We start from the raw sequence: 26314 nt of genomic DNA on the forward strand, positions 1-26314 counted from the left end.
TGTTCGCGAGGTCGCGCGGCAGCCGTCGTGCGGTGCTGGAGGGGAGATGCCGATGGCAGAGGAAACGAGATCCGTACCCACCGCGGGTGTGGCGATGACCGCGATCGGTGTGGCGATGATCCGCATGCGCGAGAGCCTTCGCCCCGACCGGCTCTATGACGACCCCCTTGCCACAGTGTTCGTCGATGCCGCGCGGACCGGCTTCGACGACGAGCGCTGGGCCCGATTCGAGGCCTTGGCCGACCAGTTCTATGAGGCACGTTCGGTTGCGGTCAGACTCGTCGACGACGACATTCGTGACGGCATAGCGGCCGGCTGCGAGCAGATCGTGCTGCTGGGCGCCGGTCTCGACACCCGGGCGTTCCGGCTCGGGTTGGCGCCGGGCATCCACTTCTTCGAGCTGGACCTGCCCGAATTGTTCGCCTTCAAGGAACCGCTACTGGCCTCCCACGATGCCAGGCCCACGTGCGTGCGCCGGGTGGTTGCCGCGGATCTGCGCGAGGACTGGGCGAAGGCGCTGCGGGAGAGCGGGTTCCGCGTCGACCGGCCCACCCAGTGGATCGACGAGGGCGTGCTCGGCTACCTCTCGCGCGAGCAGGCCTACGCGGCCGCCGGCACCGTCACCGAACTGTCGTGCACGGGCAGCCGGTTCGGCGTCGGCCGATTCCAGACCGACGCCGCCGCCCCGTCGTACCGGGCGCTGCGCGACCTGGTGTCCGGCGCCGGCGATCGCCCGACCCCGATCAACGGCCTCGGCAACGACGCCGAAACCTGGTTCGGCACCCACGGCTGGCGCACGAGCTTCCGCGCCTGGGACGATCTCGCCGCACCGTACGGGCGGCCCGTGACGATGAACGACCCGCAGGCAGGCAACATCCTCGCCGTCCGGGAGTGACTTCGGCCTCGCCCGGATCGTGCCGCGGCGGATGCGGGCCTCGTGGCCAGGGTTCGCACCGAGCGTCCGCCGCGCCCGAGCACGACATCGCACGTCGCCATGCGTTATCGGGCTCACAACCGGCGCCGAGTCGATGATCGGTGTTCCCGCTCACAACCGCTGATCCAGCCCTCACCTGGTGAAAAGCGGCTACGGCGGGCTGATAGGCTGCTCGGCGTAAGACATCCTTTAACGGACCGTCCGGTGAGGCGGGGAAGGAGGTCGGCATGGCTGTGCCCGAAGAACGGGCAGCCGCGTCCGGCGCTGCCGAAGCGACGTCGGCGGGCAGCGGCGACGCCGCCGGGGCGACCGGCCCCTCGGAGCGTCACACTCCGGCATGGGTAGCGGCGGGACGGGAACTGTTGTCTCCCTCCGACGTCGGCCGCACCATCGCGCGTATCGCGCATCAGATCATCGAGAAGACCGCCCTGGATTCGGGCGATCCCGCCGCGCCCCGGGTGGTGCTGATCGGCATCCCGACCCGCGGCACCACGCTGGCGGCCCGGCTCGCGGACAAGATCGAAGAATTCTCCGGTGTCCGCCCGGCGCTCGGCTCGCTGGACATCACCCTCTACCGCGACGACCTGCGCAGCAGGCCGCATCGCCCGCTGGAGCGCACCTCAGTGCCCGAAGGCGGCATCGAGGACGCGCTCGTCGTGCTCGTCGACGATGTGCTGTTCTCCGGCCGCACCGTGCGCTCGGCCCTCGACGGCCTGCGCGACCTCGGCCGCCCCCGCGCCGTACAACTCGCGGTCCTGGTCGACCGCGGCCACCGCGAACTGCCGATCCGGGCCGACTTCGTCGGCAAGAACGTGCCGACCGCGCGCACCGAGGACATCTCGGTGCTGCTCACCGAACACGACGGCCGCGACGGTGTGTACCTGCACCAGGAGGAAGCGTGAGGCATCTACTGACGGTCGCCGATCTGCGCCGCGACGTCGCCACCGAACTGCTCGACGAAGCCGAACGTTTCGAACAGGCCCTGCTCGGCCGCGAGGTGCACAAGCTGCCGACGCTGCGCGGGCGCACCGTGATGACGGTGTTCTTCGAGAACTCCACCCGCACCCGCGTCTCGTTCGAGGTCGCGGGCAAATGGATGAGCGCCGACGTCATCAACGTCAGCGCGAGCAGTTCCTCGGTCGCCAAGGGCGAATCGCTGCGCGATACCGCGCTCACCCTGCACGCCGCGGGCGCCGACGCGCTGATCGTGCGGCACCCGGCCTCGGGCGCGGCGCATCAGATCGCGCGCTGGTTCGAGGAGTGGGCGCGGGCCTCCGGTGGATCGGTCCCCGCGGTCATCAACGCGGGCGACGGCACCCACCAGCATCCGACCCAGGCCCTGCTGGACGCGCTCACGCTGCGTCAGCGCCTCGGCACCATCGAGGGCAGGCGCGTGGTGATCGTCGGCGACATCCTGCACAGCCGGGTCGCCCGCTCCAACGCCTTCCTGCTGTCCACCCTCGGCGCGGAAGTGGTGCTCGTCGCGCCGCGCACGCTGCTGCCGACCGGGGTGGAGAGCTGGCCGGTGCGGGTCTCGCACAGCCTCGACGCCGAACTGCCCGGCGCCGACGCGGTGCTGATGCTGCGGGTGCAAGCCGAACGGATGAACGGCGGCTTCTTCCCGTCGGCCCGCGAATACGCGGTGAACTACGGACTGTCCGAACGCAGGCTGGCGCTGCTGGACGAGCATGCGGTGGTGCTGCATCCGGGCCCGATGCTGCGCGGTATGGAAATCGCGTCGTCGGTGGCGGATTCGCCCAAGGCCGCGGTGCTGCAACAGGTGACGAACGGAGTGCATATGCGGATGGCGGTGCTGTTCCGGCTGCTGGTGGGGACCCAGGAGGCCGCGGCATGAGCGGTCAGCGCCTGGAGGAGGCAGCGTGCGTAACCACGGAAGGCGCCCGATCATGCCAGGAGGTCACAGCATGAGCGAAAACAGTGTGAGCGCATCCGTTCTGCTGAAGGGTGTACTGGTCTACGGCGAGGGCGAGCCGGTCGACGTGCTCGTCGCCGACGGTGAGATCCGCGATATCGCCACCGATCTGGGCGCCATCGATGGCGCCGAGATCATCGACGGTAAGGGCCAGATCCTGCTGCCCGGCTTCGTCGACCTGCACACCCACCTGCGCGAACCCGGCCGCGAGGACACCGAGACCATCGAGTCCGGTTCCGCTGCCGCCGCGCTCGGCGGCTACACCGCGGTCTTCGCGATGGCCAACACCAACCCGGTGGCCGATTCGCACGTGGTGACCGACCATGTGTGGCGGCGCGGTCAGGAGGTCGGCCTGGTCGACGTCTACCCGGTCGGCGCCGTGACGGTGGGGCTGGAAGGCAAGCAGCTCGCGGAGATGGGCACCATGGCCGCCGGTATCGGCGCGGTGCGCATGTTCTCCGATGACGGCCACTGCGTCTACGACCCGCTGATCATGCGTCGCGCCCTGGAATACGCGAACTCGCTCGGGGTACTGATCGCCCAGCACGCCGAGGAGCCGCGGCTGACCGTCGGCGCCGTCGCGCACGAGGGCCCGACCGCCGCCCGCCTGGGCCTGGCCGGCTGGCCGCGCGCTGCCGAGGAGTCCATCGTCGCCCGCGACGCGCTGCTGGCCCGTGATGCCTGCGCCCGCGTCCACATCTGCCACGCCTCCACCGCCGGCACCGTGGAGCTGGTGAAATGGGCCAAGTCGCAGGGCATTTCGATCACCGCCGAAGTCACCCCGCATCATCTGCTGCTCGACGATTCGCGGCTGGAAACCTACGACGCGGTCAACAAGGTGAACCCACCGCTGCGTGAGGCCTCCGACGCCGTCGCGCTGCGGCAGGCACTCGCCGAGGGCATCGTCGACTGTGTCGCCACCGACCACGCCCCGCATGCCGAGCAGGACAAGTGCTGCGAGTTCGCCGCCGCCCGTCCCGGCATGCTCGGGCTGGAGACCGCGCTGTCGATCGTGGTGCAGACCATGGTCCGGCCGGGTCTGCTGGATTGGCGCGGGGTGGCGAAGGTGATGAGCGAGCGCCCGGCCGAGATCGTCGGACTGGACGAGCACGGCAGGCCGATCGCGGTCGGCGAACCGGCGAACCTGGTGCTCGTCGACCCGGACGCCAGTTGGACGGTGCGTGCGAACGAACTCGCCAGCATCTCCGACAACACGCCGTACCAGGACATGACGCTGCCGGCCCGGGTGACCGCCACCCTGCTGCGCGGCCGGATCACCGCCCGCGACGGCGTGGCGGCCTCGCCCGCGCGGACCGGAGGGCAGTCGTAATGGAACGCACGCTGTGGGTGGTCGGGCTGGCGCTGCTGTGGGCCGTACTGATCTACCTGATGTACCGGGGCTGGCAGAACCGGGCGGCCCGCCAGGCCGAGCGCATCGGCGACCTGCCTCCGGTGCCGCAGGAACTGGGCGCTCAGCTGCTCGAACCGACCACCGGCCTCTACCTCGGCAGCACCATGGCGCCGAGCTGGCAGGACCGGATCGCGGTCGGCGACCTCGGCTTTCGAGCCAACGCCGAACTCACCAGGTTCGAGCGAGGCATCCTGCTCGAGCGTGACGGCGCGTCGGTGATCTGGATTCCGCAGGAATCGATCACCGCGGTGCGCACCGAACGCGGCCACGCGGGCAAGGTGATGACAGAAGATGGTGTGCTGGTGATTCGCTGGAAACTGCCGACCGGGACCGAGATCGATACCGGATTCCGAGGAGACGACAAGACGGTGTATCCGGCGTGGGCACAGATGACGACGGGAGACGAGGGATGAGCGGAAATAACGAAGCGGCCTTGGTGCTGGAGGACGGCCGGGTTTTCCGTGGCACCGCCTACGGCGCCGTCGGCGAGACGTTGGGCGAGGCGGTGTTCTGCACCGCGATGACCGGCTACCAGGAAACCCTCACCGACCCCAGCTATCACCGCCAGATCGTGGTGGCCACGGCCCCGCAGATCGGCAATACCGGCTGGAACGACGAGGACGACGAGTCCGGCAAGATCTGGGTCGCCGGGTACGCCGTGCGCGATCCCGCGCGCCGCGCCTCCAACTGGCGTGCCACCCGCACGCTGCCCGAGGAGCTGGTGCGCCAGGACGTCGTCGGTATCGCGGGCATCGACACCCGTGCGGTGGTGCGGCATCTGCGCACCCGCGGTTCGATGAAGGCGGGCATCTTCAGCGGTGACGCCGTGGCCGCCTCGGTCGACGAACTGGTGGCCAGGGTCAACGGCCAGCCGTCCATGCTCGGCGCGGATCTGGCCGAAGAGGTCAGCACCGACGGGCTCTACACCATCGAGCCCACCGGCGAGCACCGCTTCACCGTGGTCGCCGTCGACCTCGGCATCAAGACCAACACCCCGCGGATGTTCGCCGAACGCGGCATCCGGGTGCACGTGGTGCCCTCGGGTACCTCGTTCGACCAGATCCAGGAGCTGAAGCCGAACGGTGTGTTCCTGTCCAACGGCCCGGGTGATCCGGCCACCCAGGACGGCGCGGTCGAACTCACCCGCCAGATCCTCGGTGCCGGCCTGCCGCTGTTCGGCATCTGCTTCGGCAACCAGATCCTCGGCCGGGCGCTGGGCCGCGGCACCTACAAGATGAAGTTCGGCCACCGCGGCATCAACATTCCGGTGGTCGAGCACGAGACCGGCCGCATCTCGATCACCGCGCAGAACCACGGCTTCGCCCTCGAAGGCGAGCAGGGTGAACAGTTCGACACCCCCTTCGGCAAGGCCGAGGTCAGCCACGTCTGCGCCAACGACGGCACCGTCGAGGGTGTGCGCCTGGTGGACGGGCGCGCCTTCTCGGTGCAGTACCACCCCGAAGCCGCCGCCGGCCCCCATGACGCCGCGTACTTGTTCGACCGTTTCGCCGGTCTGATGGAAGGAGCCTGATGCCTCGCCGCACCGATCTGAACCACATCCTGGTGATCGGCTCGGGCCCGATCGTCATCGGTCAGGCCTGCGAGTTCGATTACTCCGGCACCCAGGCGTGCCGGGTGCTGCGGTCGGAGGGCCTGCGGGTGTCGCTGGTCAACTCCAACCCGGCCACGATCATGACCGACCCGGAGTTCGCCGACTCCACCTACGTCGAGCCGATCACCCCCGAATTCGTCGAGAAGGTCATCGCCAAGGAGCGCCCCGACGCCATCCTGGCCACCCTCGGCGGGCAGACCGCGCTCAACACCGCCGTCGCGCTGCACGAGCGCGGCGTGCTGGAGAAGTACGGTGTCGAGCTGATCGGCGCCGACTTCGACGCCATCCAGCGCGGTGAGGACCGGCAGAAGTTCAAGGACATCGTCGCCAAGGTCGGCGGCGAGAGCGCCCGCTCGCGGGTCTGCTTCACCATGGACGAGGTGCGCGACACCGTCGCCGAGCTCGGCTTCCCGGTGGTCGTGCGGCCCTCGTTCACCATGGGTGGCCTCGGCTCCGGCATGGCCTACAACGACGAGGATCTCGACCGCATCGCCGGCGGTGGCCTGGCCGCCTCGCCGACCGCGAACGTCCTGATCGAGGAGTCCATCCTCGGCTGGAAGGAATACGAGCTCGAGCTCATGCGCGACGGGCGCGACAACGTCGTGATCGTCTGCTCCATCGAGAACGTCGACCCGATGGGCGTGCACACCGGCGACTCGATGACCGTCGCCCCGGCGATGACGCTGACCGACCGCGAATACCAGAAGATGCGCGATCTGGGCATCGCGATCCTGCGTGAGGTCGGCGTGGACACCGGCGGCTGCAACATCCAGTTCGCGGTGAACCCGGCCGACGGCCGCCTGATCGTCATCGAGATGAACCCGCGCGTGTCGCGGTCCTCGGCGCTGGCGTCCAAGGCCACCGGCTTCCCGATCGCCAAGATCGCCGCCAAGCTGGCCATCGGCTACACCCTCGACGAGATCGTCAACGACATCACCAAGGAAACCCCGGCCTGCTTCGAGCCGACCCTGGACTACGTCGTGGTGAAGGCGCCGCGGTTCGCGTTCGAGAAGTTCCCCGGTGCCGATGGCACGCTGACCACCACCATGAAGTCGGTGGGCGAGGCGATGTCGCTCGGCCGCAACTTCTCCGAGGCGCTGGGCAAGGTGCTGCGTTCGCTGGAGACCAAGTCCACCGGGTTCTGGACCACCGACGACGGACAGTGGGCGCCCGCCTCCGATTCCCCCGCCGATGTCCAGGCCGCGATCACCGCCGTGCTCGACGATCTGCGGGTACCCACCGAAGGCCGCATCTACCAGGTGGAGCGGGCCCTGCGCCTGGGCGCGAGCATCGACGACGTCGCCGCTGCCTCCGGTATCGACCCGTGGTTCGTCGCCGAGATCGCCGGCCTGGTCGAACTGCGCCAGGAACTGCTCGACGCGCCGGTGCTCGACGAACCGCTGCTGCGGCTGGCCAAGCACTACGGCCTGTCCGACCGCCAGATCGCCGCGCTGCGCCCGGAACTGGCCGGTGAGAGCGGTGTCCGCGCACTGCGGCATCGGCTGGGGGTGCGCCCGGTGTTCAAGACCGTTGACACCTGCGCGGCCGAGTTCGAGGCCAAGACCCCGTACCACTACTCCGCTTACGAGCTCGATCCCGCCGCCGAATCGGAGGTCGCGCCGCAGCACGAGCGCGAGAAGGTGATCATCCTCGGCTCGGGCCCGAACCGGATCGGCCAGGGCATCGAGTTCGACTACTCGTGCGTGCACGCGGCGCAGACGCTGTCGCAGGCCGGCTACGAGACGGTGATGGTCAACTGCAACCCGGAGACCGTCTCCACCGACTACGACACCGCAGATCGCCTCTACTTCGAGCCGCTGACCTTCGAAGATGTGCTCGAGGTTTACCACTCGGAGTGCGAATCCGGCACCGTCGCCGGTGTCATCGTGCAGCTGGGCGGCCAGACTCCGCTCGGCCTGGCGCAGCGGCTCACCGACGCCGGTGTGCCCGTGGTCGGCACCAGTGCCGCTGCCATCGACCTGGCCGAGGACCGTGGCGAGTTCGGTGACGTGCTGGTCGCGGCCGGGCTGCCCGCGCCGAAGTACGGCACCGCCACCACCGTCGAGCAGGCCAAGAAGATCGCGGCCGAGATCGGCTACCCGGTGCTGGTGCGCCCGTCCTACGTGCTGGGCGGTCGGGGTATGGAGATCGTCTACGACGAGACCTCGCTCGAGGGCTACATCTCCCGCGCCACCGAGCTCAACCCCGAGCACCCGGTGCTGGTCGACCGCTTCCTCGAAGACGCCATCGAGATCGACGTGGACGCGCTCTGCGACGGTGACGAGGTGTACCTCGGCGGCGTGATGGAACACATCGAGGAGGCCGGCATCCACTCCGGTGACTCGGCGTGCGCGCTCCCGCCGATCACCCTCGGCCGCAGCGATATCGAGGCCGTGCGCCGCTCCACCGTCGCGCTGGCCAAGGGCATCGGCGTCAAGGGCCTGCTCAACGTGCAGTACGCGCTCAAGGACGACGTGCTCTACGTGCTCGAGGCCAACCCGCGCGCCAGCCGCACGGTGCCGTTCGTCTCCAAGGCCACCGCGGTGCCGCTGGCCAAGGCGGCCGCACGGATCATGCTCGGCGCCACCATCGCCGACCTGCGCAAGGAAGGCATGCTCCCCGGCGAGGGCGACGGCGGGCATGTCCCGCTGGACGCACCGGTCGCGGTGAAGGAAGCCGTGCTGCCGTTCCATCGGTTCCGCAAGGCCGACGGCACCGGCGTCGACTCGCTGCTGTCGCCGGAGATGAAGTCGACCGGTGAGGTCATGGGCATCGACGCCGATTTCGGTACCGCCTTCGCCAAGAGCCAGGCCGCGGCCTACGGTTCGCTGCCGACCGAGGGCACGGTGTTCGTCTCCATCGCCAACCGCGACAAGCGCGCCATGGTGTTCCCGGTGAAGCGGCTCAACGATCTGGGCTTCCGCATCCTGGCCACCGAGGGCACCGCGGAGATGCTGCGCCGCAACGGCATCCCGTGCGAGCGGGTGCGCAAGCACTCCGAGGACGGCCCGGCCGACGAGCCGACCATCGTCGAGCAGATCCGCGACGGCGAGGTCGACATGGTGTTCAATACCCCGTACGGCAACTCCGGCCCCCGCGTGGACGGCTACGAGATCCGCAGTGCCGCAGTGGGCGTGAACATCCCGTGCATCACCACGGTGCAGGGTGCGGCCGCGGCCGTGCAGGGCATCGAGGCCAGCATCAACGGCGGCATCGGGGTGCGTTCGCTGCAGGAACTGCACGCGGTACTGCGCGGGTGAGCCACGATCAGGAGAGCGGAGCGGGATCGGTGCGGACCTTCGGCGACCGGTTACAGCACGCGATGCGGCATTTCGGCCCGCTGTGCGTCGGCATCGATCCGCATCCGGCCCTGCTCGCCCAATGGGGTCTGACCGACGACGTGGACGGCCTTGAAGCCTTCGCCGAGATCTGCGTCGAGGCCTTCGACGGCTGCGTGGCGCTGGTCAAACCGCAGGTCGCGTTCTTCGAGGTGTACGGCGCGGGCGGGATCGGGGTGCTCGAGCGCACCATCGAGGTGTTGCGTGATTCGGGCACGCTGGTGCTGGCCGACGCCAAACGCGGCGATATCGGGTCCACTATGGAGGCCTACGCCCGCGCCTGGCTCGGCGACGGCCCGCTGAGTTCGGACGCGGTGACGGTGTCGCCGTATCTCGGCTTCGGCTCCCTCGATCCGGCGCTCGAGCTCGCCGAGGCCGAGCACCGCGGGGTATTCGTGCTCGCCGCCACCTCCAATCCGGAAGGCGCGCAGCTGCAACGGATCACCGCCGGTGATGGGCGCACCATCGCCCAGACCGTCGTCGACGCCGCAGCGGCTCGCAACACCGGCGCGGGCTTCGGCTCCGTCGGCGTCGTGGTCGGCGCCACCCTCACCGAGGCGCCGGATCTGAGCAGGCTCAACGGCCCGATCCTCATGCCGGGGGTGGGCGCGCAGGGCGGGGGAGCGGACTCGATACGCGGCCTCGTCCCGCACCACCTGCTGCACGGCGTGGTGCCCAACGCCTCGCGTGAGGTGCTGCGCGAAGGTCCGTCGGTTCCGGCGCTGCGGGCGCGCGTCGCCGCGCTGCAGGAAGAGTTCGGCTTCCTCCAGGCCTAGTGCCCGGCCGCGTACACGATCACCCCGGACCCGGCGGCGGTTTCGGCACGGGTGTCTCATCCGCGACGCATCGGCCGTGGTGCTGGTATCGGCGTCGCGGCGGTGAGATGCTGTGAAGGTTGATCGGGGGATCTCCGGCGGGGCAATAGTCGGCGGTTTTCCATCACAGCACCTCGCACTTGCGGGGGACATCAGGTCCGGCCCGCCCACCCCTCGGGCCGGGCCTGATCCATGTCCGGCGCCGGGCTTCGGCGGCGGTGCCCGAGGTGCGTTTGCTGGTGCCCTGCCGCCTCGCTGAAATGCTGTGTGGTCAGTTGGCGGCCCGAGTACCCGGTACCGCGTCGTCTGGGCCCATAGACGCGCCTGCCTGCCGATACGGCCGTGCCAGGTACTCGCTGTCCCGCGTCCAACCGTCCTGCTTCGACGCCCAACGGCCGGCCGCCACGGCGCGCTGACCTGATCTGCGCACCGCCCTGACACGGTCGGAGGTTCGCGCGCGAGCTGCCCGGAACGCGACACGCGCCTGATTCCGGAACGACACGCAGAAATTTTCCAGAAAGTTCCTGGTCGGGGGGTTGTGGGTTTGCCGGCGGCGGTGACGACGCCGTGGCAACCGCCCCGCTAATTCGTTCCGTGTACGAAAACGCCCTGCTTGCAGGCTGTTTCGTGGATTCGAACCGGTGTTCGGGAGGGCGGGCGGGCCGGGGTTGGCATTGCGTCCGGCGTCCCCTACGGCATCGTCGAATCATGCGCTGACCTGGGGGGTGGGTTCGCAATCGGCAGGAGTCGTGGGTACGGTCGCTGTCACTGCCGGGTAATTGGGCAGTAGTTGATGCAATGAACGATGAGACGGAGGAACCGTGGCCCTTCCCCAGCTGACTGACGAGCAGCGCGCCGCTGCTTTGGAGAAGGCGGCGGCCGCTCGCCGCACTCGGGCGGAGCTCAAGGATCGCTTGAAGCGTGGCGGCACCGACCTGAAGAGCGTCCTCGACGATGCCGAGACCAATGAGATCATCGGCAAGATGAAGGTGTCGGCGTTGCTCGAGGCCCTGCCGAAGGTCGGCAAGGTCAAGGCGGCCGAGATCATGACCGAGCTGGAGATCGCTCCCACCCGCCGTCTGCGCGGCCTGGGCGATCGGCAGCGCAAGGCCCTGCTGGCCAAGTTCGACCTCGGCGCCTGACAACCGCCGGTGGTCGAACACATGACGAAGGGTCGGCTGGTCGTTCTGGTCGGCCCCTCGGCCGTGGGCAAGTCCACCGTGGTGCGCTGCGTTCGCGAACGCCTACCGCACCTGGTGTTCAGCGTGTCGGCCACAACCCGGGCCCCACGGCCCGGGGAGGTCGACGGCCGTGACTACCGGTTCGTCAGCCGCGCGGAGTTCGACGCGATGATCGAAGCCGGTGATCTGCTCGAATGGGCCGATATCCACGGCGGACTGCAACGCTCGGGCACCCCGGCCGCCCCGGTCCGCGCGGCGCTGGCCGAAGGCCTGCCCGTGCTGGTCGAGGTCGATCTGGAAGGTGCCCGCTCGGTCCGTAAGGCGATGCCGGAGGCGCTGCTGGTGTTCCTGGCCCCGCCGAGCTGGGACGAGCTGGTCTCGCGGCTGCGTTCGCGCGGCACCGAATCGCCGGAGGTCATCGAGCGCAGGCTGGAGACCGCGCGCACCGAACTGGCCGCCTGTGACGAGTTCGACATCGTGATCGTGAACGACGAGGTGACCAGCGCCTGCGAGCAGTTGGTATCGTTGTTCGTTAGCACAAATTCGAGTTCGTGACACCCGTCCGCGACAATATCGGTCAACAACCCGCAGGAGCCCCCCTAGTGAGCAGTACGGACACCATCTCCGCGCCCGCCTACGACACTCCGATCGGTCTCACCAACCCGCCGATCGACGAGCTGCTCGAGCGCACCTCGTCCAAGTACGCCCTGGTCATCTACGCCGCCAAGCGGGCACGTCAGATCAACGATTACTACAACCAGCTCGGCGACGGCATCCTCGAGTACGTCGGCCCGCTGGTCGAGCCCATCGCGCAGGAGAAGCCGCTGTCGGTGGCCATGCGTGAGATCCACGCCGACCTGCTCGAGCACACCGAAGGCGAGTGACCACGTCCCGGTGAGGCCGGTGCACGGCACCGTGGCTCGCCGGGCACATCGGGCGCTGGTGTCCCGCACAACACAGGAGGCGCAATGACCACACGGGTCGTTGTCGGGGTCGGCGGGGGCATCGCCGCCTACAAGGCGTGCGCGCTGGTGCGCCGCTTCACCGAAACCGGGCACGAGGTCCGGGTCATTCCCACCGAGTCGGCCTTGCAGTTCGTCGGCAAGGCCACTTTCGAGGCACTGACCGGCAACCCCGTCAACACCGGGGTGTTCTCCGACGTGCCCGAAGTGCCGCATGTGCGGCTCGGGCAGGAAGCCGATCTCGTCGTCATCGCGCCCGCGACCGCCGATCTGATGGCGCGCGCCGCCACCGGCCGCGCCGATGACCTGCTCACCGCCACCCTGCTCACCGCGCGATGTCCCATCCTGTTCGCGCCCGCGATGCACACCGAGATGTGGGAGCATCCCGCCACGGTCGCCAATGTCGCCACCCTGCGTGCCCACGGCGCCAATGTCATGGAACCGGCCTCGGGCCGGCTCACCGGCACCGACACCGGCCCGGGGCGCCTGCCCGAACCCGAGGAGATCTTCGGCCTGGCCTCGCTGCTGCTCGAGCGTGCCGACGCCATTCCGCGTGATCTCGAAGGCCGCCGGGTGGTGGTGACCGCAGGCGGCACCAGGGAACCGCTGGACCCGGTGCGTTTCCTCGGCAACCGCAGCTCCGGTAAGCAGGGCTACGCCCTGGCTCGGGTCGCGGCCCAGCGTGGCGCGCACGTGACGCTCATCGCGGGCAACACCATCGAGATGGCGGCCCCGGCGGCCGTGGAGCTGGTGCACATCACCACCGCCGAGCAGCTCAAGACCGCGGTCGACAAGCACGCGGCCGGTGCGGACGCGGTGATCATGGCGGCGGCGGTGGCCGATTTCCGGCCCACCAATGTGGCCGCGGCCAAGATCAAGAAGGGTGCCGGCGAACCCGACACCATCGCCTTGACCAAGAACGACGACATCCTCGCCGGACTGGTCCAGGCCCGCGCCGACGGCCAGCTGCCGGGCACCGCGATCGTCGGATTCGCCGCCGAAACCGGTGACGAGCACGGTGACGTGCTCACCCATGCGCGCGCCAAACTGGCCCGCAAGGGGTGCGATCTGCTGGTCGTGAACGCGGTCGGTGAGGGCAAGGCGTTCGAGGTCGACACCAACGACGGTTGGCTGCTCGGTGCCGACGGCACCGAACAGGCACTCGACCACGGGTCCAAGGCGCTGCTGGCCAGCCGGGTGCTCGATGCGCTCGGGCCGCTGCTGAGCTGAGCGACCATGCCGGGCCGTCGACCATGCGTTGCTGCGAGATGCCTTGCGGGAGCGAGGTAATCGTGCCAACTGTATGCGCGGGAGCCGGGCGGCAGCGTCTAATGGGAACGGGAAATCGAACGGTGCCATCGCGAGCCGGGACCGCGGTCCGGGACGGCGGGCCGGCGCGTCGGTGGTTTGGAATAGTCTGGGATCAGGGTTCGCGCCCGGCGTGACACCGTTGCCGCCGCGAGCGATGTCGCCGACCGTAGGCATCGCACCAGCGGCAACGCGGCGCTAGGGTCGCAAACCGAGAAGAGCAACCCGTTGAGGGAGAGGGAACAACTGTGCGCACGACCGGCAGTCGGCTATTCACCAGTGAGTCCGTGACGGAGGGTCATCCGGACAAGATCTGTGATGCCATCAGCGATTCCATCCTCGACGCGTTGCTCGCGGAGGATCCGCGCAGCCGAGTAGCGGTGGAAACCCTGGTCACCACCGGCCAGGTGCATGTGGCCGGTGAGGTCACCACCGAGGCGTACGCGGATATCCCGCGCATCGTCCGGGAGAAGGTGCTCGAGATCGGATACGACTCCTCGGCAAAGGGTTTCGACGGCAACTCCTGCGGTGTGAACATCGCGATCGGCGCGCAGTCGCCGGATATCGCGCAGGGCGTCGACACCTCGCACGAGGCGCGCGTCGGCGGCTCCGACGACGAGATCGAGCAGCAGGGCGCGGGCGATCAGGGCCTGATGTTCGGCTACGCCACCACCGACACCCCCGAGCTGATGCCGCTGCCGATCGCGCTGGCGCACCGGCTCTCGCGCAAGCTCACCGAGGTCCGCAAGTCCGGCGTGCTGCCCTACCTGCGGCCCGACGGCAAGACACAGGTCACCATCGAATACGACGGTGATCGTCCGGTCCGGCTGGACACCGTCGTCATCTCGACCCAGCACGCCGCCGATATCGACCTGGACAACCTGCTCGCCCCCGATATCCGCGAGAAAGTCGTGGACGCGGTGCTGGCCGATCTGTCGCTGCCCAGCCTGGATGTCGCCGATGTGCGGCTGCTGGTGAACCCCACCGGCAAGTTCGTGCTCGGCGGCCCGATGGGCGATGCCGGTCTGACCGGCCGCAAGATCATTGTCGACACCTACGGCGGCATGGCCCGCCACGGTGGTGGCGCGTTCTCCGGTAAGGATCCGTCGAAGGTCGACCGGTCGGCTGCCTACGCGATGCGCTGGGTCGCCAAGAACGTCGTCGCCGCCGGCCTGTCGGACCGGGTGGAGGTGCAGGTCGCCTACGCCATCGGCAAGGCCGCCCCGGTCGGGTTGTTCGTGGAGACCTTCGGCACCGAGAAGGTCGATCCCGCGCGTATCGCCGGCGCCATCACCGAGGTGTTCGACCTGCGTCCGGGCGCCATCATCCGCGATCTGGACCTGCTGCGCCCGATCTACGCGCCGACCGCCGCCTACGGTCACTTCGGCCGCACCGACGTCGACCTGCCCTGGGAGCACACCGACCGCGCCGACAAGCTGCGCGCCGCCGCCGGCCTGTAGTTTCCGCGCCCGGGTGGACGAACTCGCGGCCGACCACACCCCCGGCGACGAACCGTCGCCGGGGGTGTCGGCTGTGTCGGGGGCGTCCGCACGGCAGGCTCCGGCCCTCGCGCTGCCGATCGCGCGGGTGCTCCCGCTGCTCACTCCGGCGCATTTGGATCGCGATTTCGACTATCTCGTCCCGCCCGAATTCGACGAGATCGCGCAGCCGGGCGTTCGGGTGCGGATCCGGTTCGCCGGGCGCCTGGTCGACGGCTATCTGCTCGACCGGCTCGCCAGCACCGACCATACGGGCAAGCTGGTGCCGCTGGATCGCGTGGTTTCCGCCGAACGCGTCCTCACTCCTGAGATTCTGCGCCTGGTCAACTCGGTGGCCGCCCGGTACGCCGGCAGCCGCGCCGACGTGCTGCGCCTGGCGATTCCGCCTCGGCACGCCCGCACCGAGAACGGCGGACCCGCGAAGCCCAAGACCGCCAAGGCAACCACGAAAAGCGCTGCGGAAGAAGTCGATGCGCCGGCCGGGGCGCCACACGACACTATGGCCGCACGGGCGGATGAGGATATCCGGTCGGCGACAACAGCAACCGAGGGCACCGCTGCGCAACGAACACAGGACAACCCCGAATCCGCGAAGCCCGGGGGCATCCCGAATAGCGTTGTGAGCACGGGCGATTCATCCTCGTCGGCCGCGCCGAAACCCACGGGGGGCCCAGTCGGTGCAGCCAGCGGCGAGGAAGATGGCGACGGCGGCCGTGCAGGGACTGATCGCGCGGGTGCAGGGCAGCACTCGAGCCCTAGTGCAGCCCGTAGCCCGAAAAGCCCGGAGAACGAGGCGATTCCGACGACAGCCGCGCCGAGTCCGGATATGGGCCGGTCGAACGGACCTGGCCTGCCCCCTGTTTCGGTCGAGCCGAATGATCTCGGTGTATCTCATGGACCCGCACGGCCGCGCGCTTCGAACGAGCCGAATGTCCTCGATACAGCGCAAAGTCCGGGTGGCGCACCGGCCGAGCCACACGCACCGGAGGCGATGAACCCTGCCGAACTAGTGGACCGCGTCGGTGTCGATCTCGCGCCATGGAATCGATACCTGCACGGTGCGAGCTTCCTCGAGGCCCTGGCGCAGGGCCGGGGTGTGCGGGCGGCGTGGCAGGCGTTGCCGGGAGAACAGTGGGCGGCGCGTTTGGCCGAGCTCGCGGCGGTGGTGGTCGCCGGCGGGCGAAGTGCGGTGCTGATGGTGCCCGATCAGCGTGATCTGGACCGGGTACTGGCCGAATGTCAGCGGTTGGTGGGGGAGCGGGCGGTCGGACTGTCGGCGGGGCTCGGGCCGGCGGCGCGCTACCGGCGCTGGCTGGCGGTGCTGCGCGGGAGCGCCACCGTGGTGGTCGGTACCCGCGCCGCGGTGTTCGCCCCCGCCCGGGAGCTGGGACTGATCGCCATCTGGGACGACGGCGACGACACCTACGCCGAACCACGCGCCCCCTACCCTCACGCGCGGGAGGTGGCCATGTTGCGCGCGTACGAGACGGGTGCGGCCTTTGTCGCGGGCGGATTCGCGCGTACGGCCGAGATCCAGGCGGTGGTGGATTCCGGCTGGGCGCACGATCTCGTCGCCGATCGCGCGACACTGCGCTCGGCTACGCCGCGGATCAGTGCGCCGGGCGACACCGACCTGGCCTTGGAACGCGATCCCGTCGCGCGCGCGGTACGGATACCGGGCGCGGCCTTCGCCGCGGCACGTTCGGCGCTGAAGGAGGGTGCCGGGGTGCTCGTGCAGGTGCCTCGGCGCGGCTACGTGCCCGCCCTGGCCTGCGGGAAATGTCGCACGCCCGCGCGTTGCCGGCACTGTAACGGTCCGCTCGCGCTGCCGGACCGGCCCCGGCAGGCCGGTCCGGAATCCGCAGATATCGCACACAGTCCCGCCTGCCGCTGGTGTGGGCGCACCGAGGCCGGTTTCCGTTGCGCCGCTTGTGGTTCGCGGGCCTTGCGGGCGGTGGTGATCGGAGCGACGCGGACCGCGGAGGAACTCGGGCGAGCCTTTCCCGGTGTGCCGATCCGCGGTTCCGGCGGCGGCGCTGTGCTCGACACCGTGGAACCCGGGCCCCAGGTGGTGGTCGCGACCGTCGGCGCCGAACCTGTCCTGCCCGGTGGTTACGGCGTCGCCCTGCTGCTCGACGGGTGGGCGCTACTGGGCCGGGCCGATCTGCGCGCCGCCGAGGACGCCCTGCGCCGCTGGATGACCGCCGCCGCCCTGGTCCGCGCGCACGGTCAGGTGCTGGTGATGGCAGAACCGTCCATTCCCACGGTCCAGGCCCTCATCCGCTGGGATCCGATCGGCCACGCCCGAGCCGAGGTCGACAGCCGCGCGGAGGTCGGTTTTCCGCCCGCGGTTCGCATGGCCGCCATCGACGGTACCGCCGAGGCCATCACCGAACTCCTCGCGGCCGCAACGCTTCCGGACTCGGCCGATCTGCTCGGGCCGGTACCGCTGCCGCCGTTCGCGCGGAAGCCCTTCACCGGCGATTCACCCGCCGAGGTCGAACGTGTCCTGCTGCGCACGCCCCGCCACGACGCCGCCGCACTGTCCCGAGCCCTGTCCGCCGCCCAGGCCGTCCGCAGCGCCCAGCGCTCCGACGCTCCGCTGCGGGTGCAGATCGATCCCATCGACATCGGCTGACCATCCGGGGGTCGGTGCGCCGCGGTCGCCCCGAGTACGCGATGTGACGGTCCGTGCTGCGTGCATGCGTGCCGGCCGCCGACCGCGCACACCGGCGACTTCTCATCTCAGCGGAACACCTCGATATGTGCCGACGCCCACTCGGCGAAGGTACGCGCGGGCCTGCCGAGCACCGTCTCGATATCGGGGCTGATCAGCAGCTCAGCGCCGGTGGGTGCGCCGATGATGTCGAGGGTGGTCTCGACCACCGGCTCGGGCATGAACGCCAGCATCGCGTCGCGCGCCTGCGCCCGGGTCTGCTCGATGAATCGGACCGGCTCACCGAGAGCATCGGCCAGCGCTGCTGTCCGCTGGCGCGGGGTGCTGCGCTCGGGCCCGGTGAGCGTGTAGACCCGGCCGCTGTGCGCGCCGCTCAGTAGTGCCGCTGCCGCGACCTCGGCGATATCGCGCGGGTCGACGACGGGCAGGCCGACATCGCCGAATGGCGCGGCAACCGTGCGTGTTTCCCGTACCGAAGGGGCCCACGCGAAGGCGTTGGAGGCGAAGGCCCCCGGCCGCAGGATGGTCCACTCCAGCGCCGACTGGCGGACGGCTTCGTCGAAGGTACGCGCGATCGCGCCGTGCGAGACCGAATCCGGCCGGGTGGCCACGCCCTGCGATGACAGCAGCACTACTCGGCGCACGCCGCCGGCCTTGGCGACATCGAGAATGTCGGCCGGCCGCATCAGATGCGCACTCATGCCGGTGTCGTGCAGGAACAGTGCCTCGGCGCCGTCGAGAACCGGCCGCAAGCTCTCCGGATCCGTCACATCCGCCTGCTGGGTGCGCACGCCGTGCGGGACGGCGTCGGCTGCGACGGTGCGCGAGACGGCCGTCACGTCCGCGCCTGCTGCTGCCAGGGCGCCCACCAGGGCGGTGCCGACATTTCCGGTTGCTCCGGTGACCACGATCATCGTTCATCCTTAGTTAGTTGGCTGACTTACTGCAAGAACCATAGCGGACGCGTGACGGAGTTGTCTACAGTTAGTTGCATGACTGACTCACAGACCGCGGTGAAGGCGGGGAAGCGGGAGCGTCTGGTGGACGCCGCCGTTCGGGTCTTCTACGAACGTGGCGTGGAAAAGACCACCATCGCCGATATCGCGAAGACGGCCGAGGTGCCCGTCGGCAACGTCTACTACTACTTCAAGACCAAGGATCAGCTGATCGAGGCGGCGATCGATGCGCATCGGCGCAGGCTCGGGGATCTGCTCGAGGATCTCGATCGTCTCGATACCCCGCAAGAGCGGCTGCGCGCTCTGATCGCCGGCTGGGTCGACCTGCGCGAACAGGCGGCGCAGTTCGGCTGCCCGTTCGGCACGCTCGCCTCGGAGATGGACAAGCGGCCCGAGGTGCTGGATGCGGAGGTGGCCGACACCATGCGTGTGCTGGTGGACTGGGCGCAGCGGCAGTTCGAGCAGATGGGGCGGGCGGACGCGGCCGAACTCGGTGTCGCGCTCATCGCCGCCTATCAGGGTATTTCGTTGCTCACCAACACGTTTCGTGACCCACGCCTGATGGAGGCGGAGGGGGATCGACTGGCGCGCTGGATCGACTCGCTGGCTACCTGATCGCTCTCCGAGCGTCGGCCTGTCATCCGGGGGTGGCAGGCCGACGGTGTGCGGTGGATCGCAGACCAAGGGGTTGTCGTGGATAGATTGCCGATATATCGTTGATATTGTTCAACAACATCGGAGTCTGAGGAGGCTCGACATGGAAAACGCAGAAACGCATCGAGGACATGGTCGCCACGGCGGCAGGCAACGACCCGGGTTCGACGAGTGCGGCCCGCGGCGCGGACAGTTCCGTCGCGGCGGTCGGCACGGCTGGGGTCCGGAATTCGGCCCCGGCTTCGGGCCCGGGTTCGGGCCGGGCTTCGGCCCGGGTTTCGGCCGCGGACGTGGTCGCGGCGGGCGCGGCAGGCGCGGTGACGTCCGCGCGGCCATCCTGCTGCTGCTGACCGAACGCCCCATGCACGGGTACGAACTCATCCAGCAGATTCGCGAACGCAGCGACGATCTGTGGCGACCGAGCCCCGGATCCATCTACCCCGCGCTGGCGCAGCTGGAAGACGAGGGCCTGGTGCTCATCGAGAAGGTCGCCGGTCGCAAGACCGCGAAACTCACCGAATCCGGCACCGCCTACGTCGAGGAGCATCGTGAGGATCTCGGCGATCCGTGGGCCGACGTCACACAGGATGTCGGAGCACAGGCGATCGACCTACGCGCACTGGTCGGTCAGCTCATGGGCGCGGTCGCCCAGGTGGCCGCGGCCGGTACACCGGAACAGGCGGCGAAGGCGGCCGATGTGCTCACCGAGGCCCGCCGTTCGCTCTACCGCATCCTGGCCGACGACGAGACCCCCGAAAAATAACGGGGTGGTGAATACCCCGTCCAGGGCGCGCTTTTCGGGCGGATCGGGTAGATCATTGTGATATGGAACAAACACGGGGTTTGTGGGGTCGGGGAACGTCACAACGAGGTCGCGTCGCGCTCGCCGGCCTCGCGGTGGCCGCCGTCCTCATCGGTTCGGCGACGGCGCTGTCCGGGTCGGCAGGGGCCCAGCCGCCCGGATATCGACCGCCGCTGGTACCGACAGCGTCCGCGCCGCCGCAACCGGATCATCTGGCCGCCGCGCTGTACATGAAATCGCATCCGGACGCCGTACCGGAGGGCACCAACGATTTCGGCTGTACGCCGACGGCCGCCCATCCACGCCCGGTCATCCTGGCCCACGGCACCGATGCCAGCGCCTATTCCGACTGGTCGGCCATCGCACCGCGGCTGGCTGCCGAGGGGTACTGCGTGTTCGCGCTCAACTACGGCGGCAAACCGGGTGCGGTCAGCTTCGGCACCGAAGATCTGCGGCTGAGCGCCCATCAGATCGGTGGTTTCGTCGACGAGGTGCTCGCGGCGACCGGTGCCGACAAGGTCGATCTGGTCGGTTTTTCGCAGGGCGCCAATGTCACCCGCTACTACATCAACAAGCTCGGCGGAGCCGAGAACGTCGGCCGCTGGGTCGGGCTCGCCTCGCCCAGCTACGGCGGGGTGATGTACGGGCTGGTGCCGATCGCCCAGGCCATCCCCGGAGTGCTGGAGGCGTTCGCGCAGGTCACGTCGCTGGCGGCGGTGCAGCAGGCGCAGGGTTCACCGATCATGCTTGAACTGAACGCCGGCGGCGACACCGTGCCCGGCGTGCACTACGTGACCATCGGCAGCCGCGTCGATGAGATGATCCAGCCGTTCGAGAACATCGCGCTGCACGGTCCCGGCGCGGAGAACGTGGTGATCCAGGATCGCTGCCCGGCCAACATGACCGGTCACTTCCACATGGTGTACGACCCGTTCGTGATGCAACTGTTGCTGGAAGCTCTCGATCCGGCCACAGCGCCCACCCCGGTGTGCGAGCCGGTGCAGCTGGGCACCGGCATCCCGCAGGTCGTCATCGGGGGCAATATCTGAGTCGAGCGGAGACGGCCGGACGGAGGGCTCGACACCCCGCCCGGACCGCACCGGATTTGTACCAGCAATCGGTCGCGGCATCCGGGATCTCCGGGCCGCCCGGCGTGCTCTCTAGAATGGGGCGACCGACTTTCCTCCGTACTCCCGGGAGCCGCCGTGACCATTCAGCCCGTTCGCCTGTTCGGCGACCCCATCCTGCGAGCCCGCGCGACGGAGGTCACCGAATTCGATCGTGAGCTGCGGCAGCTGGTCACCGACCTCACCGAGACCATGCACGACGACGGCGGCGTCGGCATGGCCGCCCCGCAGGTCGGGGTCGGGTTGCGGGTGTTCGTCTACGACACCGGCGACGCCGCCGGTCACCTGGTCAATCCCAGCTGGACGGTGCTCGGCGACGACGAGCAGGTCGGGCCGGAAGGCTGCCTGTCGATCCCCGGCCTGCGCTACGACACCCGCCGGGCGCTGCGCGTACGGGCCACCGGCGTGGACATGACCGGCGCGCCCGTCGAGTTCGACGCCGAGGGCCTGCTCGCGCGCTGCGTGCAGCACGAAACCGATCATCTGGACGGTGTGCTGTTCATCGACCGGCTCGAGCCCGCCGACCGCAAGGACGCGATGCGTTCGATCCGGGAATCGGACTGGTTCGCCGCCGGAATCACCGTGCGTCCCAGCCGGTCGGTCGCCGAGCGGAGTCGCTGATGCGGATCGTGTTCGCGGGCACACCCGAACCCGCGGTGCCGTCGCTGCGGCGGTTCATCGACTCCGATCGCCATGAGGTGGTCGCGGTGATCACCCGGCCCGATGCCGTCGCCGGACGTGGCCGCAAGGTCACCCGGTCGCCGGTCGGCACATTGGCCGACGAGCACGGCATCCCGGTGCTCACCCCGGCCCGCCCCGCCGACCCCGAATTCGTCGCCCAGCTCACCGAATTGGCGCCCGACTGCTGCCCGGTGGTGGCCTATGGCGCGCTGCTGCCGCGGCAGGTACTCGACATTCCGCGCTACGGCTGGATCAACCTGCACTTCTCGCTGCTGCCCGCCTGGCGGGGTGCCGCCCCGGTACAGGCGGCCATCGACGCCGGCGACGAATTCACCGGCGCCTCCACCTTCCAGATCGAGACCGGACTCGACACCGGCCCGGTCTTCGGCGTGGTGACCGAACGCATCTCCGTCACCGACACCGCGGGCGAGCTGCTCGACCGGCTGGCCGACAGCGGCGCCGTCCTCTTGGAGAAGACCCTCGACGGCGTGGAAGACGGGACCCTGCAAGCGGTTCCGCAGCCCACCGACGGAGTGTCCTATGCCCCGAAACTCTCGGTGGAGGCGGCGCGGGTGCGCTGGGATCAGCCCGCCCTCGCCATCAGCCGCCGCATCCGCGCCGTCACCCCGGCCCCCGGCGCCTGGACCGTCGTCGCGGGCAACCGGCTCAAGCTGGGCCCGGTCGAATTGGTCGAGGATCAGCTGCCGGAGCGGCACATCGAGGTCCGCAAGACCGGTGTCTACGTCGGCACCGCGACGACCGCTGTCCGCCTGAATCAGGTGCAGCCGCAAGGCAAACGCATGATGGCGGCCCTGGACTGGGCCCGCGGCGCCCGCCTCGAGCCGGGCGCGGTGGTCGAATGAACGACAACGATCGCGACCGTCGCAGCCGAACGGGCGGCGGCGAGCGTCACCGTGACAAGCCGGTCGGCGGTCGTGGCGGCCGGGACGAACGACCTTCGGATCCCGCCCGGACGTCGGGCGAGCGCCGCGGTGGGGAAGCCGGTCGAGGGAGCCGGGATTCGTCCGGTCGCGGTCGCGGTCCGGCGAGCGCCGGCGGGACCTTCGGCGATCGTCGTGGGTCGAGTGGTGGAAGCGGCAAGCCGTCGGGTGAGCGCCGAGGCGACCGTCGTGATTCCGGCGGTCGCGGCGGATCGCGCGCGGGCGAGCGTTTCGATGATCGCCGCGGTGCGCGGGGTCCGGGTGGCGGCGGATCGCAATCGAGCGAGCGTACGGGTGGTCCCCGTGGCTCTGGAGTCTCGGGTCGCGGCGGTGCGGCGCAGGCCGGGGAGCGTTTCGATGATCGCCGCGGTCCGCGTGGCGACGATCGCGCGCAGTCGGGTGATCGGCGTGGTTCGGGCAGTTCGGGGCGCCGCGCCGCGCAGGCCGGGGAACGCTTCGGTGATCGGCGTGGCTCGGACAGCGCCGGTCGCGGCGCCGAACGTTCCGGCGACCGGCGCAGTACCGGCGGTTCGCGCAGCGCAACGGGTGGACGCGCGCAGGATCGCGGTGGCCGGCGGCCATCGGTCGATCCGGCGCGGGAGGTCGCGCTGGAGACGTTGCGTGCGGTGCGCGAACGCGACGCCTACGCCAACCTGGTGTTGCCCGGACTGTTGCGTGAACGCAGGCTCGAGGGCCGGGACGCGGCGCTGGCCACCGAACTCGGGTACGGGGCGTGTCGTGCGCAGGGCGTGCTGGACGCGGTGATCGCCGAATGCGCCGGCCGTGAGGTCACCGACATCGACGGCCCGCTGCTCGACATCCTGCGCCTCGGCGTCTACCAATTGCTGCGCACCCGCATCGGCGCGCACGCCGCGGTGGACACCTCGGTGGCGCTGGCGCGAGCCGAATTCGGCGCGGGCAAAGCCGGTTTCGTCAATGCGGTGCTGCGGCGGGCGGGTGAGCGTGACGCGGCCGAATGGGTCGAGCTGCTCGCCCCGCGTGACCCGGTCGGCCATCTGGCGTTCGAGTACGCGCACCCGACGTGGATCGCGCAGGCCTTCGCCGACGCGCTCGGCGCCGACGCCGCCGAACTCGGTGACGCCCTCGCCGCGGACGACGCCCGCCCCGCTGTGCATCTGGTGGCCAGGCCCGGCGATATCACCGCCGAAGAACTGGCGCTGGTCACCGGCGGGGAGGAGGGCCGCTGGTCGCCGTATGCGGTGTATCTCGAGGGTGGCGATCCCGGCAAGCTGGAGCCCGTGCGCGAAGGCATGGCCGCGGTGCAGGACGAAGGCAGTCAGCTGGTCGCGCTCGCGCTCACCCGCGCGCAGCTCGACGGAGCGGACAACGGTCGCTGGCTCGACCTGTGCGCCGGCCCCGGTGGTAAAGCGGCGCTGCTCGGCGCGCTCGCCGCCATCGACGGCTTCCAGGTGGACGCGGTCGAGCCGGCCGAACATCGTGCCGAACTAGTCCGTAAGGCCACCGCCGACCTTCCGGTCCGGGTGCACGTGGCCGACGGCCGCGATAGCGGACTGACTCCCGGCTACGACCGCATCCTGGTCGACGCCCCCTGCACCGGTCTCGGCGCGCTGCGCCGCCGACCCGAAGCCCGCTGGCGCCGCACCCCCGCCGACGTCGCCGAACTGGTCGTCCTGCAACGCGAATTGCTGGCCGCCGCCTGGGAACTGCTGCGCCCCGGCGGGGTGGTGGTCTATTCGACCTGCTCGCCACACCTACCCGAAACCGTGGCCGTGGTCGCCGACGCCGTCCGCCGCACCGGCGCCGTTCAGCTCGACACTCGCGAACTGGTCCCCGGCGTACCGGATCTCGGCTCGGGCCCGGGCGCCCAGCTCTGGCCGCACCGCCACGGCACGGACGCGATGTTCCTGGCGGCTCTGCGAAAACCGCTGTAGGTCGCCCGCGCGGTCGTCTCCTCGGTCAGATCGGTGGTCGCCGCGCGAGAAGCGCACTGCCGCGGCTGAGATCGCAACACTCGGATTCCGGGCGGCCGAATCCGGGCTCAGGTCCGGGGCACAGCGCTTGCGCGTCGCGGTTCGTCGGCAAGCTCTTGTGCCGGGTTCGGGGTGCCGGCGATCAAATGGCGGCGCGGGTAGCGCCGCCGGCGGGCGGAGCGTGACGGCGCGTCGGCGGCAGGCCTGCCTGTGCCGCATGGCCACCACAGATCCGCTTCCGTGCCCAGGCGACATTTATCCAAGTCGCAGGCCCGACCTCGGCGCACACTGAACGGTATGGCGATCGATTGGGCAGGCGTGGTGGCGCTGGCGACGCAGTTGCCGGGGGTCGAGGAGTCGACCTGGTGGCGCACGCCCGCGTTGAAGGTCGGCAAGAAGGGGTTCGCGCGGCTGCGAGTGGAGGCCGAGGGCGGGCTGGTGCTGCTGTGCGATCCCGAGGAGAAGGAGGCGTTACTGGCCTCGGGTGATCCCGCGTACTACACCACCCCGCACTACGACGGCTATCCCTACATTCTCATCGACCTCGATCGGGTCGAGCTCGATCAGCTGCGGGAACTGCTGGACGCGGCGTGGTGGCTGTCGGCGCCGGCGAAAATGCGCAAGGAACGCGAACGCACCGGCTGACTCGCCGCTACTCCCGCGAGGACTGCTCCCGAAGCCGCGCAAGGGTTTTCGCCAGGATGCGGGAGACATGCATCTGCGAGATCCCCATCTGCTGCGCGATCTGGGTCTGGGTCATGGATTCGAAGAACCGCATGGTGAGGATCCGGCGCTCGCGTTCGGGCAGGCCGTCCAGCAGTGGGCGGATGGCGACATATTCCTCCACCCGGTCGAACTGGGATTCCTCCTCGCCGAGCGTGTCGAGCAGTGATGCGTCGGTATCGCGTCCGGCGGAGGCGGCGTCGATGGAGGTGGGCTGGTAGGCGTTGCCCGCGATGACGGCCTGGGTGACCTCGTCGGGATCGACGTCGAGTTCGGCGGCGATCTCCTTGGCGGTGGGCGAGCGGCCGAGCGTCTGGGAGAGCGAGTCGACCGCGGCGCCGATGCGTAGATGGGTTTCCTTGACCCGTCGCGGCACCCGCATCGCCCAGGTGTTGTCACGGAAATAGCGGCGGACCTCACCCATGATGGTGGGCACGGCGAAGGACAGGAAGTTCGAGCCGCGTTCGACGTCGAACCGGTCCACCGCATGCACCAGCCCGACGCGTGCGACCTGGGTGAGGTCGTCGAAGGGTTCACCGCGTCCACTGAACTTGCGGGCGATGTGGTCGGCGAGCGGGATGCAGCGGTTGATCAGCTCGTCACGCAGCGTTGTGTAGGCGTCGGTTCCGGCCTCGGTGGCGGCCAACCGGGTGAACAGCGCCGCGACGTCGTCATAGCCGGATACCTGGCTCGCCGTCTCGATCGTGTCCTCGTCGGCGTCGGCAGGCTGCTCGGCGTCGGCGGGGGGCTGGTCGGTGGTGCCGGTGGGTTCGGGCTGGTCGGTCGTCTCGGGAGCACCGTCATTGTC

Annotated in this window: 23 protein-coding genes; 21 read left to right on the forward strand and 2 right to left on the reverse strand. The window is 69.6% G+C overall.

What is annotated here, in order from left to right:
• The first annotated feature begins 52 nt into the window (after positions 1-52).
• The 14 genes from AC5W7N_RS11545 to AC5W7N_RS11610 all read left to right on the forward strand — a co-directional run bounded on the left by AC5W7N_RS11545 (position 53) and on the right by AC5W7N_RS11610 (position 17631).
• The gene (locus AC5W7N_RS11545; RefSeq protein ID WP_495923678.1) at positions 53-895 is read left to right on the forward strand and encodes an SAM-dependent methyltransferase; all 843 of its coding nucleotides are present in this window, start codon (positions 53-55) and stop codon (positions 893-895) included.
• Between the two features lie 266 nt (positions 896-1161).
• On the forward strand, positions 1162-1836 hold the full coding sequence (gene pyrR / locus AC5W7N_RS11550) for a bifunctional pyr operon transcriptional regulator/uracil phosphoribosyltransferase PyrR (protein ID WP_138447450.1): 675 nt from the start codon (positions 1162-1164) through the stop codon (positions 1834-1836).
• Positions 1833-2789: an aspartate carbamoyltransferase catalytic subunit gene (locus AC5W7N_RS11555; protein ID WP_495923679.1), complete on the forward strand. Its 957-nt coding sequence runs from the start codon at positions 1833-1835 to the stop codon at positions 2787-2789. Before pyrR ends, AC5W7N_RS11555 begins: the two co-directional genes overlap by 4 nt.
• Positions 2790-2859: 70 nt before the next feature.
• Complete coding sequence (locus AC5W7N_RS11560; RefSeq protein WP_495923682.1) at positions 2860-4197, forward strand: dihydroorotase; 1338 nt, start codon at positions 2860-2862, stop codon at positions 4195-4197.
• Entirely contained in the window at positions 4197-4691 is a 495-nt protein-coding gene (locus AC5W7N_RS11565; protein ID WP_163814598.1) for a PH-like domain-containing protein, read from the forward strand. The genes AC5W7N_RS11560 and AC5W7N_RS11565 overlap by 1 nt, the downstream gene beginning before the upstream one ends.
• Positions 4688-5809, forward strand: coding sequence for a glutamine-hydrolyzing carbamoyl-phosphate synthase small subunit (gene carA / locus AC5W7N_RS11570; protein ID WP_194991651.1), 1122 nt, complete (start codon positions 4688-4690; stop codon positions 5807-5809). The genes AC5W7N_RS11565 and carA overlap by 4 nt, the downstream gene beginning before the upstream one ends.
• Complete coding sequence (carB, locus tag AC5W7N_RS11575) at positions 5809-9150, forward strand: carbamoyl-phosphate synthase large subunit (RefSeq protein WP_163814596.1); 3342 nt, start codon at positions 5809-5811, stop codon at positions 9148-9150. The genes carA and carB overlap by 1 nt, the downstream gene beginning before the upstream one ends.
• A gap of 29 nt (positions 9151-9179) precedes the next feature.
• Entirely contained in the window at positions 9180-10004 is an 825-nt protein-coding gene (gene pyrF / locus AC5W7N_RS11580) for an orotidine-5'-phosphate decarboxylase (protein WP_163814649.1), read from the forward strand.
• Between the two features lie 860 nt (positions 10005-10864).
• A complete protein-coding gene (mihF, locus tag AC5W7N_RS11585) occupies positions 10865-11185 on the forward strand; it encodes an integration host factor, actinobacterial type (RefSeq protein WP_163816037.1) in 321 nt (106 codons plus the stop codon).
• A gap of 21 nt (positions 11186-11206) precedes the next feature.
• The gene (gene gmk, locus AC5W7N_RS11590; RefSeq protein ID WP_051016591.1) at positions 11207-11779 is read left to right on the forward strand and encodes a guanylate kinase; all 573 of its coding nucleotides are present in this window, start codon (positions 11207-11209) and stop codon (positions 11777-11779) included.
• 47 nt (positions 11780-11826) lie between these two features.
• Positions 11827-12108, forward strand: a complete 282-nt coding sequence (gene rpoZ, locus AC5W7N_RS11595) for a DNA-directed RNA polymerase subunit omega (RefSeq protein WP_036537817.1) — start codon at positions 11827-11829, stop codon at positions 12106-12108.
• An 84-nt stretch (positions 12109-12192) separates the two neighbouring features.
• Positions 12193-13416, forward strand: coding sequence for a bifunctional phosphopantothenoylcysteine decarboxylase/phosphopantothenate--cysteine ligase CoaBC (gene coaBC, locus AC5W7N_RS11600; protein WP_036537816.1), 1224 nt, complete (start codon positions 12193-12195; stop codon positions 13414-13416).
• A gap of 326 nt (positions 13417-13742) precedes the next feature.
• A complete protein-coding gene (gene metK / locus AC5W7N_RS11605; protein ID WP_163816034.1) occupies positions 13743-14954 on the forward strand; it encodes a methionine adenosyltransferase in 1212 nt (403 codons plus the stop codon).
• A 73-nt stretch (positions 14955-15027) separates the two neighbouring features.
• Positions 15028-17631 (forward strand): primosomal protein N', encoded by a 2604-nt coding sequence (locus tag AC5W7N_RS11610; protein ID WP_495924093.1) that lies wholly within the window; start codon positions 15028-15030, stop codon positions 17629-17631.
• Positions 17632-17738: 107 nt separating this feature from the next.
• On the opposite strand, the gene AC5W7N_RS11615 is transcribed toward AC5W7N_RS11610, so the two are convergent.
• Complete coding sequence (locus tag AC5W7N_RS11615; protein WP_490724137.1) at positions 17739-18584, reverse strand: NAD(P)H-binding protein; 846 nt, start codon at positions 18582-18584, stop codon at positions 17739-17741.
• Between the two features lie 78 nt (positions 18585-18662).
• On the opposite strand from AC5W7N_RS11615, the gene AC5W7N_RS11620 reads away from it, so the two are divergent.
• The 7 genes from AC5W7N_RS11620 (at position 18663) to AC5W7N_RS11650 (ending at position 25428) form a co-directional block, all read left to right on the forward strand.
• Positions 18663-19241: a TetR/AcrR family transcriptional regulator gene (locus AC5W7N_RS11620; protein ID WP_495923688.1), complete on the forward strand. Its 579-nt coding sequence runs from the start codon at positions 18663-18665 to the stop codon at positions 19239-19241.
• A gap of 142 nt (positions 19242-19383) precedes the next feature.
• On the forward strand, positions 19384-20043 hold the full coding sequence (locus tag AC5W7N_RS11625; protein ID WP_195019616.1) for a PadR family transcriptional regulator: 660 nt from the start codon (positions 19384-19386) through the stop codon (positions 20041-20043).
• Between the two features lie 62 nt (positions 20044-20105).
• Complete coding sequence (locus AC5W7N_RS11630; RefSeq protein ID WP_163816027.1) at positions 20106-21131, forward strand: esterase/lipase family protein; 1026 nt, start codon at positions 20106-20108, stop codon at positions 21129-21131.
• A 156-nt stretch (positions 21132-21287) separates the two neighbouring features.
• Positions 21288-21830: a peptide deformylase gene (gene def, locus AC5W7N_RS11635; RefSeq protein ID WP_495923691.1), complete on the forward strand. Its 543-nt coding sequence runs from the start codon at positions 21288-21290 to the stop codon at positions 21828-21830.
• On the forward strand, positions 21830-22753 hold the full coding sequence (gene fmt, locus AC5W7N_RS11640) for a methionyl-tRNA formyltransferase (RefSeq protein ID WP_195007052.1): 924 nt from the start codon (positions 21830-21832) through the stop codon (positions 22751-22753). Before def ends, fmt begins: the two co-directional genes overlap by 1 nt.
• 704 nt (positions 22754-23457) lie before the next feature.
• On the forward strand, positions 23458-24744 hold the full coding sequence (locus AC5W7N_RS11645) for an RsmB/NOP family class I SAM-dependent RNA methyltransferase (protein ID WP_495923693.1): 1287 nt from the start codon (positions 23458-23460) through the stop codon (positions 24742-24744).
• A gap of 336 nt (positions 24745-25080) precedes the next feature.
• A complete protein-coding gene (locus AC5W7N_RS11650; protein WP_195019615.1) occupies positions 25081-25428 on the forward strand; it encodes an MmcQ/YjbR family DNA-binding protein in 348 nt (115 codons plus the stop codon).
• A 7-nt stretch (positions 25429-25435) separates the two neighbouring features.
• On the opposite strand, the gene AC5W7N_RS11655 is transcribed toward AC5W7N_RS11650, so the two are convergent.
• Positions 25436-26209: a SigB/SigF/SigG family RNA polymerase sigma factor gene (locus AC5W7N_RS11655; protein WP_163816045.1), complete on the reverse strand. Its 774-nt coding sequence runs from the start codon at positions 26207-26209 to the stop codon at positions 25436-25438.
• Positions 26210-26314: the final 105 nt, after the last annotated feature.

This window comes from Nocardia sp. CDC519 (assembly GCF_059509835.1).

Bases quoted from the DNA above. Each gene is read 5' to 3' on its own strand.
- AC5W7N_RS11630 (WP_163816027.1), top strand. From the start codon at position 20,106: ATGGAACAAACACGGGGTTTGTGGGGTCGGGGAACGTCACAACGAGGT.
- coaBC (WP_036537816.1), top strand. From the start codon at position 12,193: ATGACCACACGGGTCGTTGTCGGGGTCGGCGGGGGCATCGCCGCCTAC.
- pyrR (WP_138447450.1), top strand. From the start codon at position 1,162: ATGGCTGTGCCCGAAGAACGGGCAGCCGCGTCCGGCGCTGCCGAAGCG.
- carA (WP_194991651.1), top strand. From the start codon at position 4,688: ATGAGCGGAAATAACGAAGCGGCCTTGGTGCTGGAGGACGGCCGGGTT.
- carB (WP_163814596.1), top strand. From the start codon at position 5,809: ATGCCTCGCCGCACCGATCTGAACCACATCCTGGTGATCGGCTCGGGC.
- gmk (WP_051016591.1), top strand. From the start codon at position 11,207: ATGACGAAGGGTCGGCTGGTCGTTCTGGTCGGCCCCTCGGCCGTGGGC.
- AC5W7N_RS11565 (WP_163814598.1), top strand. From the start codon at position 4,197: ATGGAACGCACGCTGTGGGTGGTCGGGCTGGCGCTGCTGTGGGCCGTA.
- AC5W7N_RS11560 (WP_495923682.1), top strand. From the start codon at position 2,860: ATGAGCGAAAACAGTGTGAGCGCATCCGTTCTGCTGAAGGGTGTACTG.
- AC5W7N_RS11545 (WP_495923678.1), top strand. From the start codon at position 53: ATGGCAGAGGAAACGAGATCCGTACCCACCGCGGGTGTGGCGATGACC.
- AC5W7N_RS11625 (WP_195019616.1), top strand. From the start codon at position 19,384: ATGGAAAACGCAGAAACGCATCGAGGACATGGTCGCCACGGCGGCAGG.
- fmt (WP_195007052.1), top strand. From the start codon at position 21,830: ATGCGGATCGTGTTCGCGGGCACACCCGAACCCGCGGTGCCGTCGCTG.
- AC5W7N_RS11615 (WP_490724137.1), bottom strand. From the start codon at position 18,584: ATGATCGTGGTCACCGGAGCAACCGGAAATGTCGGCACCGCCCTGGTG.
- AC5W7N_RS11620 (WP_495923688.1), top strand. From the start codon at position 18,663: ATGACTGACTCACAGACCGCGGTGAAGGCGGGGAAGCGGGAGCGTCTG.
- AC5W7N_RS11650 (WP_195019615.1), top strand. From the start codon at position 25,081: ATGGCGATCGATTGGGCAGGCGTGGTGGCGCTGGCGACGCAGTTGCCG.